The following is a 13,831-nucleotide window of genomic DNA, read 5'->3' as shown; positions in this document are numbered from 1 at the left end:
ACACCCCGGGCCGAGTCGGCCCACCCGCCCGAGACGGCGAGCGTGCCGGTGCCGTACCGCTTAGCGCTGCGGGTACTGCCGCTCGCCTTCGCCGATGTAGAGCTGCTGAGGCCGACCGATCTTGGTCTGCGGGTCGAGACTCATCTCACGCCAGTGGGCGATCCAGCCGGGCAGGCGACCGATCGCGAACAGCACGGTGAACATGCGCGTCGGGAACCCCATTGCCTTGTAGATGACGCCGGTGTAGAAGTCGACGTTCGGGTAGAGGCGACGCTCTTTGAAGTAGTCATCTTCGAGTGCGATCTGCTCGAGCTCCTGTGCGAGGTCGAGCAGCGGATCGCTGATGCCGAGCGAGTCGAGCACCGCGTTCGCGGATTCTTTCACGATGCGCGCGCGTGGATCGTAATTCTTGTAGACGCGGTGTCCGAAGCCCATGAGCTTCACGCCGTCTTCTTTGTTCTTGACGCGCTCGACGAACCGCTTCACACCATCGCCTGAGTCGCGAATCTGGCCGAGCATTTCGAGTACCGCCTCATTCGCTCCGCCATGCAGCGGACCAGACAGTGCGTTGATCCCGGCCGAGATCGATGCGTAGAGGTTTGCGCCCGTTGACCCAACGAGACGCACGGTCGACGTCGACGCGTTCTGCTCGTGATCTTCATGCAGAATCAACAGCCGCTCTAACGCCTGCGACAGCACGGGATTCACCTCGTAGTCCTCGGCCATGTTGCCGAAGTTGAGCCGAAGGAAGTTGTCGACGAAACTCAGGTTGTTGTCGGGATAGAGGAACGCCTGTCCCTGTGATTTCTTGTGCGCGTAGGCGGCGATCACAGGCAGCTTTGCGAGTAGCCGAATCGTCGTCATTTCAACGTGTTCCGGGTCTTTCGGGTCGAGCCCGTTCTCGTAATAGGTCGACAGGGCGCTCAGTGCGCTCGAGAGCACAGACATCGGGTGCGCCGTGTGCGGAAGTGCCGAGAAAAAGTGCTTGAGGTCTTCGTGAAGCAGCGTGTGGCGGCGAACACGATCGTCGAAGTCAGCCAGTTCGTCTGCGGTCGGAAGTTCCCCGTGAATCAGAAGCCATGCCACTTCGAGATACGTCGAGTTCGACGCGAGTTGGTCGATCGGATACCCGCGGTAGCGCAGAATTCCCTGGTCACCGTCGATGTAGGTAATGCGTGACTTTGTTGCCGCCGTATTCACGAATCCGTAGTCGAGTGTTGTCAGCCCCGTCTGCTTGGTCAGCGTCGAAAGGTCGAGGCTCGATGCGCCGCTTGTCGCGCCGACAAACGGCAGCTCAGCTGTACCGCCCGAAAACGTCAGTGTCGCCTTGCGTGCCTGGTCATCCGCCTGGTGTCCGACGTCGCCCACGGCGCCTCCTTTTTGCATGTTTGTCACAAGTGAGTGAGAGTGTGCGGCGCGCATGGTGGTGGCGCGAGCACTCCCCTACAGCCTAATCGTGCAAACCGGCTTCTGTCACAACCGACAATGGTTCACCGCCGCTCTTGGAGGGTTTCTCCACCGGATGCCGCGGCACGCAGCCGCGCAGCCGCGCAGCACCTTCGTCGATCCGCTCATCCGATGCCGTAAGCGAGAGGCGCACGAAGTTCGGGTAGTGGTCACCGTAGAAGTGCCCCGGCCCGCCGATGATGCCCATGCCGGCGAGCCTGTCGATGCTGTCCCATGCGTCGCGCCCTTCGGTGACCCACAGGTATAGCCCGGCCTCACTTCTCTCAATGCGAAACCCCGCATCGTCGAGAGCGGGTGCGAGCACGTCGCGTCTGCGACGATAGAGCGACTTCTGCAGGGCAACATGCTCGTCATCGCCCAGAGCGACGGCCATCGCATGCTGCAGCGGTGCGGGAACCATCAGCCCGGCGTGCTTGCGCACCGTGGTCAACGACGCGATCACGCTTCCGCAGCCAGTCGCGAATGCAGCACGGTAACCCGCCATGTTCGACTGTTTGCTCAGCGAATAGATCGAGAGGATGCCGCGACGATTACCGTCTGTCACACGAGGGTCGAGAATGCACGGCGTTGGCTCATCTGTCCAGGGTTCTTCCCACCCGAGCTCCGCGTAGCATTCGTCGTTCACAATCACCGCATTGAGCTCACGGGCACGCGCGACCGCTGATCGCAGATGCTCGATACCGTGCACGCGGCCGTCTGGGTTTCCCGGCGAGTTGAGCCAGATCAGCCGTGTTTCGTCTGGCCAGTCGGCCGGATCGTCAGAGGCGACAGCCGTCGCATCGCACAGCGCGGCACCGATTGCATAGCTCGGGTACGCGGCAGTGGGATGCACCACGACGTCGCCTGTGCCGAGGCCGAGCAGAAACGGAAGAAGCGCGACGAGCTCCTTTGAGCCGATCGTCGGCAGCACATTGCGGTGTTCGAGATCCGGCACGCGACGACGTCGCGCGTACCAGTCGATGATCGCATTCCGAAGTTCCGCTGTTCCCACTGTCGTCGGGTAGGCATGAGCATCCGTCGCGTCGGTGAGCGCTCTGCGCACGATCTCTGGCGTCGGGTCAACCGGCGACCCGATCGACAGATCGACGACTCCTCCCGGGTGCTCGGCCGCTTTCTCGCGGAACGGAACAAGGGTGTCCCAGGGGTATTCAGGCAGCGTCCGAGTCACGGATGCCTCACTCGGCGGTCTGGGGAGGAAGCGCGGCGATCACGGGATGATCGTGGTGAATCACACCGACCTTCGCTGCTCCGCCCGGAGAACCGATCTCGTCGAAGAACTCGACGTTCGCCTTGTAATAGTCAGCCCATTCATCGGGAAGGTCGTCTTCGTAGTAAATCGCCTCGACAGGGCAAACCGGTTCGCAGGCGCCGCAGTCGACGCATTCGTCCGGGTGGATATAGAGGCTGCGTTCACCCTCGTAAATGCAATCGACAGGGCATTCGTCGATGCACGCGCGATCTTTGACATCGACGCACGGAAGAGCGATGACATATGTCACTGTGCTTGAACTCCTTCTCGCTGGGTTCCCCCAGTCTACGCCGCAGACCCCGTGCGAATGCTCCGTTGCGGAACGCGAGGCCACGCGAGCACGACGGCCGCGATCAGCGGAACCCCAAAGAGCCAGATGAGCCCAGGGAGCCCCTGCGAGATCAAAATGGAGCCACCGGGGCTCGAGAACGAGAACAACGCAACGGTTCCGACGAGTCCGACGCCAGCAGCGACGGAAGGGAGTCTCTCGGTGATCACGAGCCTGAGTCCGATGAGCAGCGCGAGCGTGCCGATCAAACCGAGCACGAGTCCGTAGGGAATCGGAATGCCCAACGGCTTCACAGAGAGTGTATGAGCAACGGTGCCAACGGTTCCGTAGACGGCTCCGAGCACGAGCGTGATCACCGCGGTGACGATGCGAGATATCGCGCTTGGCTCACCGTCATCGAGGGCATCCTCTCTGTCGGTACTCTCCAGGTCGGGCAATTCAGGTGCTGTGCTCACATCGAGATCGTATCGGGACAAGCTGTGTGCACGTGGTCGATGCCCTCTCAGGGCATGCCGGCCAGTCGCAGCAGCGCCGCGACGACAGCTGCCGCGACGACGACAACGAGAAACGGTGCCCGCAGAACAAGCAGAAGCGCCGCGACCCCGAGGGCGGGGAGGCGCGCATCGATGACGATGGACTGCGCATCGCCGAGCGCCTGCACCACGATGAGCGCGGACAGCATGGCCACTGTCGTGAGGTCAACCACACGGGAGACCACAGGCTTTTCGAGCAGCTGTGGCGGAATCGCGTAGCCCGCGAGTTTCAGCGCAGCACAGATAATGGATGCGGCGAGCACGATGTGCCAGAGCGTCATGATTCGGATCCCCTCGCGTGAGAGAACCAATTGAATACCCCGACGAGCACGGCGACCACGGCGGCAAGGATCACCGGGAGCCCTGGCGCGAGTACAGGTGTCAGCGTTGCGGCGACAATTGCCGCGCCACAGGCGACAGCGACCGGCTGGAGGCGTGTGAGCCGAGGCCAGAGCAGCGCGAGAAAAGCCGCGGCCGCCGCCGCGTCGAGGCCGTACGCACGCGTATCCCCGAGCACGTCGCCGATGAGCGCTCCGATGAGCGTTGTGAGGTTCCAGCCGATAAAGACGGCGACGCCCGTCACCCAGAAGCCGGTGCGACGCGAGTGCGCATCTGGCTGGGCAAGCGAGACGGCTGTCGACTCGTCAATTGTCAGCCATGCGGCGGCAACGTTCTTGGGCAGGCCACCGCCGACAACCGGTTTCATGCGCATGCCGTACGCCGTATTGCGAGCGCCAAGCAGAGCCGCACTCGCGATCGCGGCGCCGCCCGCAGACGCACCCCCTGACGCAAGCACACCAACGAGGGCGAACTGCGATCCGCCCGTGAACATCAGAAGACTGAGAACGCAGGCCTGCCAGATGTCGAGGCCGGAAGCCACGGCGAGTGCACCGAACGATACACCGTACGCTGCGGTAGCCGCGCCGACTGCAAGCCCCTGCCTCAGCGCAGACTGCTGCGCCGATCGCCGATCGCTCGACATATCAGCCTCGCGACGTCACCGTGTACAGCACGCTCTCTGAGGCGCCGACAACTGTGACGTCGTAATCGTCGCTCGACATCGTCATGACGCTTCCCAGCTTGGCCGTCGAGGCTTCGCCATCGACGGTGAAGCCTGCCTCTTGAAGTTTCTTCTTTGCGTCATCCGCAGAGACATCTCCGCTGACGAGCACTACCCAGTGGATGTCTGAGCCTTCGGTCTGCGTCGCGCCTCGGATCGAACCGTCAATCAGCGGAACAACATCTGTCGGAAACCCGTCGGGCACGCCCTCCGTCAGTTCAACATCGCCGCCGGTCGCTTCGCGAACAGCATCCTGAACCGTCTGGTTCATTGTCTGCTCGACAAAACTGCAGCCACTGAGCACCGGGATCAACAGCACACCAAGTGCGATTAGGGCAGCGCACGCACGACGACGAAAACTCACCTACCCAGGGTAACCGCCGGATGCTGAGTCACACCCGAAACGTCAGGTGACGCTCAGGCGTCCTGACGCTTCAGCCGCGCAGTGGCACGCCCGCGCTCATTGGCACCGAGGATCACCTTGCGAATGCGCACAGCTTGCGGGGTGACCTCAACGCACTCGTCCTCGCGGGCGAACTCGAGGCACTCCTCAAGCGAGAGCCGACGTGACGGAGTCATCGACTCGAAGTTGTCGGCGGTGGACTGCCGCATGTTCGTCAGCTTCTTTTCCTTCGTGATGTTGACGTCCATGTCGTCAGCGCGCGAGTTCTCACCGATCACCATGCCCTCGTACACTTCCTCTGTCGGGCTGACAAAGAATGTCATGCGCTCCTGGAGGTTGATGATCGCGAATGGCGTGACGACGCCGGTGCGGTCGGCGACGATCGAGCCGTTGTTGCGTGTGGCGATCGAACCGGCCCACTCCGCGTACCCGTGCGAGAGGGTGTTGGCGATCCCTGTACCGCGCGTCGTCGTCATGAACTCTGAGCGGAAGCCGATGAGGCCACGGCTGGGAACGACGAACTCCATGCGGATCCATCCCGTTCCGTGGTTCGTCATGCTCTCCATGCGCCCCTTGCGTGCGGCGAGCAGCTGGGTGATCGCTCCGAGGTATTCTTCCGGGGAATCGATTGTGAGCTCTTCGTACGGCTCGTGAACCTTGCCGTCGACAGTCTTGGTGACCACCTGTGGCTTGCCCACCGTAAGCTCATAGCCTTCGCGACGCATTTGCTCGACGAGGATCGCGAGGGCGAGTTCGCCGCGCCCCTGCACCTCCCACGCATCAGGGCGGCCGATGTCGAGCACCTTGAGCGAGACGTTGCCGACCAGCTCGCGGTCGAGACGGTCTTTGACCATGCGGGCCGTCAGCTTATGCCCCTTGATCTTGCCCATGAGGGGAGAGGTGTTTGTGCCGATGGTCATCGAGATTGCGGGGTCGTCGATGTGAATCGTCGGGCGAGGCCGTACGTCGTCGGGATCACAGAGGCTCTCGCCGATCATGATGTCGGGGAACCCGGCGACGGCGACGATGTCTCCGGGGCCAGCGTTCTCGGCCGGATAGCGGTCAAGCGCCTTCGTCATGAGCAGCTCGGTGATGCGCACGTTCGATACGGTGCCATCACTCTTGACCCAGGCAACGGTCTGGCCCTTGGTGATTGTGCCCTGGAAAATGCGGAGCAGAGCGAGTCGCCCCAGGAACGGTGACGCGTCGAGGTTGGTGACGTGCGCCTGCAGCGGGTGCTCGTCGTCGTATGTCGGCGCAGGGATGTGCTCGAGAATCGCCTCAAAGAGAGGCTCGAGGTTCTCGCTTTCGGGCAACGTGCCGTCCGCCGGCTTGGTGAGCGAGGCGCGGCCAGCCTTACCGGATGCATAGACAACGGGAACGTCGAGAATCGCATCGATGTCCAAGTCGGGGACGTCGTCGGCAATGTCGCTCGCGAGCCCCAGAAGGAGGTCTTGGCTTTCGGCGACAACGTCATCGATGCGTGCATCGCCTCTGTCTGTCTTGTTCACCAGGAGGATGACCGGAAGCTTCGCCTCGAGTGCCTTTCTCAGCACGAAGCGCGTCTGCGGCAGCGGCCCTTCGCTCGCGTCAACGAGCAGCACGACGCCGTCGACCATGGAAATTCCACGCTCGACCTCGCCACCGAAGTCAGCGTGGCCCGGGGTGTCGATCACGTTGATCGTCACGGGGCCGTGGACGGCGTGTTCTCCGTTATAGGAGATCGCCGTGTTCTTCGCGAGAATCGTGATGCCCTTCTCGCGCTCGAGCTCGTTCGAGTCCATTGCCCGTTCTTCGACGTGTTCGTGGGCCGAGAACGAATCGGTCTGGCGCAGCATGGCGTCCACGAGTGTCGTCTTACCGTGGTCGACGTGCGCGACGATGGCGACGTTCCGGAGGGTTTCACGCGTGGCGAGTGCCATAGCTGTGTCCTGTCCTGCAGAGTGTGCGGTTTGTGCGCTCAGCGACGCGGTGTGCGTCGGCATGTGATCCGGCGGGCGGGTGCCTGCACCGGATGGCGCTGGTGGGAAATTCGGCGGGTAATGACGACCCGACATACCATTCTACTCCCTCAGCTTCGCAGAGACTGAACACAGCTGTCGCTTGCCAGCCGCCGCGGTCAAAACTCGACGGACGCGGAGTTTCTCCCACGAGACACTCGTGCACCTCGAAGCTTGTGCACATTGGTCTCATAGTCCGCATCGACTCGACGGGCGGCGATACGAATCAGCAGCCGATTCGGTGATAATGTGTCGAGGTCGAAGCGGCTCCCTACGAACATCGACTCATGTGCGTAGTGCGCCTCGCCATACACGACAGGGAACTCGGGTTGCTCATTCGTGCGCAGTCCGGGAGAGTGAATAACAGTTCGACCCAGTGTTGTGTCGGTCGCCGAATCAGGCGTCTGTTAGAGAGAAAGAACACCAACTTGATCAAGTACCTGCTCCGCCGATTCGTGGGCTGGATGCTGATGATCGTGGTAGCGACGAATGTCACGTATTTTCTTGCGTGGGGGTTCCTCGATCCGCGAAGCAATTACGTCGGCCGCCGCCCTCCGCTCTCATACGATGAAGTCACGCAGCTCCTTGAGCCTCGCAACTTGAGCGACAGCGTTCCTCTCGTCCAGCGCTGGTGGGGCTGGTTCAGCGATATTCTCTTCCGCTGGGACTGGGGCGTGAGCGCCGTCGGCGAGTCGGTGAACAGCCAGGTCGCGTACCGCATGTGGATCAGTGCTGAACTGGTGCTCGGCGCGACAATCCTCACGACGATCCTCGGCATTGCTCTCGGCGTGTACACGGCGTCGCGCCAGTACAAGCTGGCAGACCGCATTGGGCAGGCGACATCGGTCGTCACGATGAACATCAACATCGTTGTTGCCGCGTTGGGAATCGTGCTGCTCGCGATCGGCTTCAATGACCTCGTCGGCGCACGCGTGTTCTTCGTCACCGGCTCCCATAGCCAAGACATCTCGGGCTTCTTCCCCGTCCTCCTCGACGTGCTGCAGCATCTGACGCTTCCGACCCTTGCTCTCGTACTCGTCGGATACGCCCAGTACCATCTCCTACAGCGCACCCTCCTGCTCGACAACATCAACGCGGACTACGTGCGCACGGCGCGGGCGAAGGGCCTGACAAAGCAGAAGGCGATCCGCAAGCACGCGCTGCGCACATCTCTCATTCCGGTGGCGACTCAGGTCGCGTTCACCATTCCGGCGATCTTCACCGGCGCGATCCTCACTGAGAGGATCTTCGGCTGGAACGGCATGGGGCGGTACTTTCTCGACACGATCGGCAAGAACGACATTCACGGAGTCGTCGCTGTCGCAGCGTTCGGCGCGCTGCTCACGGCGATCGGGGCGATCCTGTCTGACATTGCCATCGTTGTACTCGATCCGAGAGTGAGGGTGAGCTGAGATGTCCATCGATCAGATTCAACCGCCCGTCGGCCCTGATACAACGGCAGCGCGCATCCCACGCAAGCGCATGTCGCTGTGGAGCCTCTACACCCGCCGATTCGTGCGCAACAGGCCGGCCGTTGCCGGAATCTTCATCTTCTTTCTGCTCGTGTTGTTTGCCGTTATCGCCCCGTTCATCGCGAAGTACGACCACATCGAGCTCGACTTCCTCAACCTCAGCACGGGGCCGACGGCTGAGCATTGGTTCGGAACGACGAGTGCGGGAAACGACACATTCGCGCAGGTCGCGATCGGCCTTCAACGCTCCCTGATGATCGCGGTCTCGGTTTCGGTGGGCACCACAGTGCTCTCCGCAATCGTGGGAACCGCAGCTGCCTACTTCGGCGGATTCATCGAACGCGGCATTCTGCTGATCATCCACTTTCTCATGGTGATCCCGACCTTCCTCATCCTCGCCCTCGTCTCAAACGACGCGGGAGGTGACTGGCGGGTCATCTCGCTCATCCTGATCTTGACGGGCTGGTTCTTCCCAGCCCGCGTGATCTGGACGATGGCGCTGCCTCTTCGCGAAAGCGAATATGTGAACGCGGCTCGCTACATGGGCGTTCCGGGCATGAAGATCGTCATGAGGCACCTGATTCCGAACATTGGCTCATTGCTGGTGATCAATTTCGCGCTTGGCGTGGTGACTGCCGTCATGGCCGAGACCGGGCTCTCGTTTCTCGGCTTCGGCGTCAAGATTCCCGATGTCTCGCTTGGCTCGCTTATCGGATACGGCGCAAACACCATTTCGAGCGCACCGTGGCTCTTCTATTTCCCCGCCGCAGCGCTCACACTCCTGACCGTCTCAATGGCACTTGTGGCAGACGGACTTCGCGATGCCCTCGATCCCACCTCTGCAGCAGGAGGACAAGCATGACCGCCCCGCTTCTCTCAGTTCGTGATCTCAACGTCAGCTTCGCGTCAGAGGCAGGCACCGTCAATGCCGTGCGAGGCGTCACATTCGATCTGGAACCCGGCCGCACGCTCGGCATCGTCGGAGAGTCCGGGTCAGGAAAATCTGTCACCTCGATGGCGATCATGGGACTTCTCGACGAGAACGCGAAGGTGACGGGCTCAATCGAGTTCGACGGCCAAGAACTCCTCGGCAAATCCGATAAGCACCTGTCGGGGATTCGCGGCAATGACATTGCCATGATTTTCCAAGACCCCTTGGCGGCGCTCACGCCTGTGTTTACCATCGGCGACCAGATCGTCGAGGCCCTCGTCACTCACCAGAAGATGTCGCAGCGCGACGCGTGGGAGCGCGGCATCGAGTTGCTCAAGCTCGTGGGCATCCCCACGCCCGATCGCCGCATGAAGTCGTTCCCTCACGAGTTCTCCGGTGGAATGCGTCAGCGCGTCGTGATTGCGATGGCCATTGCCAATAATCCCAAGCTCATCATTGCGGACGAGCCAACGACGGCACTCGATGTCACTATCCAGGCACAGATTCTCGACCTCATCAACACGGCTCAGCGCGAGACCGGGGCTGCCGTGGTTATGATCACGCACGACATGGGCGTTGTCGCCAAGACGGCAGATGACGTTCTTGTCATGTACGCGGGCAAACCGGTCGAGCAGGCGCCCGTTGGCGAGCTGTTCCATCGCACCCGGATGCCCTATTCCATCGGCCTTCTCGGCGCGATTCCCCGCGTCGACAAGAAAGAGAAGCAGCCGCTCATCCCCATCAAGGGCAATCCGCCGCTGTTGGTGAACCTTCCCGACGCGTGCCCATTCGCACCGCGTTGCCCCATCGCTGTTGACGCTTGTGTTCAGGGAGAGCCTCCGCTGCGCCCAGCAAACACCGACGCAGAGGATCGCCACAAGGTAGCCTGCATTCGCGCAGACGAGATCGACGATGACGGCATGATCGACGGCGAGCTTGTCTACCCGGCGCCGGCGATTCCCGAGAGCGCTCTGGAGCGTGTTCCCCGCGAACAGCGCGACATCACGCTCGAGGTCGACAACCTGTCGAAGACGTTCCCGCTGCTCAAGGGGGCCTTCCTGAAGCGTCGCGTCGGCGACGTTCACGCGGTCCGCGGCATCTCTTTCGACATTCGCAAGGGCGAAACGTTGGCAATCGTCGGCGAGTCCGGATGCGGTAAGACGACGACGCTTCTGCAGATCATGGATCTCGTGAAGCAGTCGAATGGCGAGATCACTATCGGCGGCAAAAAGGTCTCTGAGCTGCGTGGCGGCCGCCAGGAGCGCGAGCTTCGACGGAACATTCAGATCGTGTTCCAGGACCCGATGGGCGCTCTCGATCCCCGCATGACAGTCGCCGACGTCATTGCTGAGCCGCTGCGTGCGATCGGTCGCTCCCGTGACGAGTCAGACGCCCGCGTCGATGAGCTTATGGATCTTGTCGGCCTCGACCCGACGCACAGCACACGCTTCCCTTCTGCGTTCTCGGGTGGTCAGCGCCAGCGCATCGGCATTGCCCGAGCTCTCGCGACAAACCCGCAGGTCGTCGTGCTTGATGAGCCGGTTTCGGCGCTCGATGTCTCGATTCAAGCTGGCGTCATCAATCTGCTCGACGAGCTCAAGGTCAAGCTGGGGCTTTCGTATCTCTTCGTCGCCCACGACCTTTCCGTCGTGCGCCACATTGCCGACCGCGTTGCCGTCATGTACCTCGGCTCGTTTGTTGAGCACGGCGACGTCGACAGCGTTTTCGATGACCCTCAGCATCCCTACACTCAGGCGCTATTGTCGGCGATTCCGGTGCCCGACCCCGATATCGAGCGCACGCGCGAGCGCATCGTTCTCGAGGGCGATCTGCCCAGCCCCACAGAGTGGCGCACTGGGTGTTCATTTGTGTCGCGCTGCCCGTTGTATAAAACGCTGACGCCCGAGGGCCAAAAGCGCTGCGAAACCGAAGAGCCGAAACTCACTGGAAACGAGGGCGTGCACGTCAACGCGTGCCACTGGCGATAACGGTTACGAAACAGTTTGCTGAATCCGGCAGGGACCGCAGTTTATGACCCCTAACTGGATATAGTCTGCAATCAACCCTGAAAGAGCCGAAAGGCAACAAAGGAGCACCATGAAAAGGCACCAGAAGCTGATGAGCATTGTTGCTGTCAGCGGCGCCCTCGCACTCGTCATGAGCGGTTGTGCGTCGGGCGACACCGGTGGAGATAACTCCGGTGACAAAGATAAGAAGACCGAGGTTTCGCAGGCGGATTACAACCCGCAGCCGCGTGAGAACCTGAAGAAGGGTGGGGACGTCACATTCGCGATCAACGAGATCACGCCCCAGATGAACGCCTTCCACGGAGACGCAAGCGCAGACACCACGAGACTCGCGTCGTGGTACACGCCGCAGGTCTTCCTGATGGATCCAGACGGCACGCCGCATCCGAACCCTGCGTATCTTGATTCGTGGGAGATCGGCGAAGAAGGCGGAAACACCGTCATCAACGGCACAATTAATAAAGACGCCGTGTGGAATGACGGTTCGCCGATCGACTGGACAGCGTTCGAGACCACGTGGGTTGCCAACCGCTCGTCCGACGAGGGATACGCCCCCAACGCAACGGACGGCTACAAGGAGATCAAGTCGGTTGAGCAGGGCGACAGCGAGAAGGACGTCGTCGTGACGTTCGATGGCGAGTTCGCCTGGCCGCAGATGGTATTTCTTACGGGAATCCTGAACCCCAACGTGAACACTCCCGAGATCTTCAACGAGGGGTTCATCGAGGAGCCTCACGCTGAGTGGGGTGCCGGACCGTACAAGATCGAGAAGTTCGATTCCAAAGGTCAGGTCGTCTCGTTCGTTCCGAACGACAAGTGGTGGGGCAACGAGCCGATGCTTGACAAGGTGACGTTCCGCGGCCTTGACGACTCTGCGTCAATCAACGCATTCAAGAACGGCGAGATCGACACAGTCGGCGTGGCCACGAAGGACCGCCTCGAGCAGGTGCAAGACATGGATGGCATCACCATCCACCGTGCGCAGCAGACGGCAAACACCCTTCTCGAGGTCGACTCCGAGAAGCCACAGTTCAAGGACCTCGAGGTTCGCAAGGCGTTCTACATGGGACTGAACGTCGAGCAGCAGATGAAGATCGCGTGGAACGGCCTCGACTACACCGAGGATCCGGGTGGCTCGTTCATCCTTTACTCGTTCCAGCCGCACTTCACCAACTCCGTTGTGGATGCCGGTTGGGAGTACAACCCCGACGAGGCGAACAAGATCCTCGACGAGGCTGGCTGGGCGCTTAACGACGATGGCGTTCGCGAGAAGGACGGCGTCACACTCGAGGTCACGTACCCGATCTTCGGCGACGACCCGACCCTCAAGGCAGGTGCACAGTCCCTGCAGCAGATGATGAAGGAGATCGGCTTCAAGGTAAACATTGACGTCCGGTCCCCTCAGGACTTCTCAACGGACTACACGTCGAAGAACTGGGACATCATGTCGCTGCGCTTCACGTCGTCTGACCCGTTCGGTGCTGCCTGGTTCTGCCAGATGTACTGCTCGGACAGCGGTCTGAACCTGTCTGCTACGGGAACCGAGGCCATCGACAAGAAGATCCACGAGGATCTCGAATCGATCACCGATTCCGAGAAGAACACGGTGAAGGCCATGGAGATGGAATCAGAGATCATGAAGGAGACCTGGGGAATCTTCCCGCTCTACAACGGTCCCACGATCACTGCTGTCACCGAGGGCCTTGCCAACCTGACCCCTGAGCCCTATGTGGGCCTCGACCTCTTCGGTGTCACGCCCGTTGAGAACGTGGGTTGGGAGAAGTAAGCACTTCTCGCACGACACAGCGGGGCCGGTGGTTTATCCACCGGCCCCGCTTTCGCTGTCAGCCGACCCGAGAACTCGCACGCTACGCTGGATGGATGCCGCAGCGCTCAGTCACCTACCGTTCATCGTTCAGCATCGGCCTCGTTATCGTCGTCGCCGTCCTCGCCGTTTTTCTGACGGTGGATGCTGCGGTTCGTGGCTTCTGGGGCATAGCGGTGATCACTGCACTCTGGTCGCTCGCCATCATCGCTCCCCTCGCGCTCTTTCTCGCCCTCCCGCGCCTCACAGCCGACCAAGCGGGCCTCACGTGCGTCGGCCCGGTCAGCACCTGGGCGATCCCCTGGAGCAAGGTGGACACGATCCGCACACGGCGACTGCTGCTTGTGGAGACAACGGAGGGAAAGGTCATCACGCTGTTCTCTGTGCCCAGCCGACCCATGGGTATGCGTTCGGCGCAGTCAACGGATCTCGGTGATGAGATTGAGGCGATTCGTCGGGACTGGGAAGGCCACAGCGACCCCGACGCAATGGCCACCCGCTCCATTCATCGTCGCGGGCTCATCGTCGTCGGGGCAGCTGTCATCGCCGCGATCATCGCGTCGATCGTGCTCTAG

Annotated in this window: 13 protein-coding genes; 5 read left to right on the top strand and 8 right to left on the bottom strand. The window is 61.4% G+C overall.

The features are described 5' to 3' along the window. Window positions 1-60: 60 nt before the first annotated feature. From HCR76_RS06195 to typA, 8 genes are all read right to left on the bottom strand, one after another. On the bottom strand, window positions 61-1,368 hold the full coding sequence (locus HCR76_RS06195) for a citrate synthase (RefSeq protein WP_235933987.1): 1,308 nt from the start codon (window positions 1,366-1,368) through the stop codon (window positions 61-63). Window positions 1,369-1,450: 82 nt separating this feature from the next. Continuing rightward, window positions 1,451-2,635 carry a succinyldiaminopimelate transaminase gene (gene dapC / locus HCR76_RS06190; RefSeq protein ID WP_166989193.1) on the bottom strand — a complete coding sequence of 395 codons (1,185 nt, stop codon included), beginning with the start codon at window positions 2,633-2,635 and terminating at the stop codon, window positions 1,451-1,453. 7 nt (window positions 2,636-2,642) lie between these two features. Beyond that, window positions 2,643-2,966 (bottom strand): ferredoxin, encoded by a 324-nt coding sequence (fdxA, locus tag HCR76_RS06185; RefSeq protein ID WP_166989191.1) that lies wholly within the window; start codon window positions 2,964-2,966, stop codon window positions 2,643-2,645. 35 nt (window positions 2,967-3,001) lie between these two features. After that, window positions 3,002-3,460, bottom strand: coding sequence for a DUF6113 family protein (locus HCR76_RS06180; protein ID WP_235933984.1), 459 nt, complete (start codon window positions 3,458-3,460; stop codon window positions 3,002-3,004). A gap of 47 nt (window positions 3,461-3,507) precedes the next feature. Next, entirely contained in the window at window positions 3,508-3,819 is a 312-nt protein-coding gene (locus tag HCR76_RS06175) for an AzlD domain-containing protein (protein WP_166989189.1), read from the bottom strand. Then, window positions 3,816-4,520, bottom strand: coding sequence for an AzlC family ABC transporter permease (locus tag HCR76_RS06170; protein ID WP_166989187.1), 705 nt, complete (start codon window positions 4,518-4,520; stop codon window positions 3,816-3,818). The genes HCR76_RS06175 and HCR76_RS06170 overlap by 4 nt, the downstream gene beginning before the upstream one ends. Before the next feature lies 1 nt (window position 4,521). After that, window positions 4,522-4,962: a hypothetical protein gene (locus tag HCR76_RS06165; protein ID WP_166989185.1), complete on the bottom strand. Its 441-nt coding sequence runs from the start codon at window positions 4,960-4,962 to the stop codon at window positions 4,522-4,524. Between the two features lie 53 nt (window positions 4,963-5,015). After that, a complete protein-coding gene (gene typA / locus HCR76_RS06160) occupies window positions 5,016-6,923 on the bottom strand; it encodes a translational GTPase TypA (protein WP_166989183.1) in 1,908 nt (635 codons plus the stop codon). Window positions 6,924-7,429: 506 nt separating this feature from the next. Here typA and HCR76_RS06155 point away from each other — a divergent pair. The 5 genes from HCR76_RS06155 (at window position 7,430) to HCR76_RS06135 (ending at window position 13,831) form a co-directional block, all read left to right on the top strand. After that, entirely contained in the window at window positions 7,430-8,413 is a 984-nt protein-coding gene (locus HCR76_RS06155) for an ABC transporter permease (RefSeq protein WP_166989181.1), read from the top strand. A gap of 1 nt (window position 8,414) precedes the next feature. After that, the gene (locus HCR76_RS06150) at window positions 8,415-9,335 is read left to right on the top strand and encodes an ABC transporter permease (RefSeq protein ID WP_166989179.1); all 921 of its coding nucleotides are present in this window, start codon (window positions 8,415-8,417) and stop codon (window positions 9,333-9,335) included. Further along, entirely contained in the window at window positions 9,332-11,392 is a 2,061-nt protein-coding gene (locus HCR76_RS06145; RefSeq protein WP_166989177.1) for an ABC transporter ATP-binding protein, read from the top strand. Before HCR76_RS06150 ends, HCR76_RS06145 begins: the two co-directional genes overlap by 4 nt. A 109-nt stretch (window positions 11,393-11,501) precedes the next feature. Further along, window positions 11,502-13,217, top strand: a complete 1,716-nt coding sequence (locus HCR76_RS06140; RefSeq protein ID WP_166989175.1) for an ABC transporter family substrate-binding protein — start codon at window positions 11,502-11,504, stop codon at window positions 13,215-13,217. A 95-nt stretch (window positions 13,218-13,312) separates the two neighbouring features. Beyond that, window positions 13,313-13,831 carry a PH domain-containing protein gene (locus HCR76_RS06135; RefSeq protein ID WP_166989173.1) on the top strand — a complete coding sequence of 173 codons (519 nt, stop codon included), beginning with the start codon at window positions 13,313-13,315 and terminating at the stop codon, window positions 13,829-13,831.

Origin of the sequence: Paramicrobacterium chengjingii (assembly GCF_011751765.2) — a bacterium.
GTDB classification, from domain to species: Bacteria; Actinomycetota; Actinomycetes; order Actinomycetales; family Microbacteriaceae; genus Paramicrobacterium; species Paramicrobacterium chengjingii.
The sequence above is the reverse complement of the archived record's forward strand: the minus strand, read 5'-3'. Positions and strand labels throughout refer to the sequence as shown.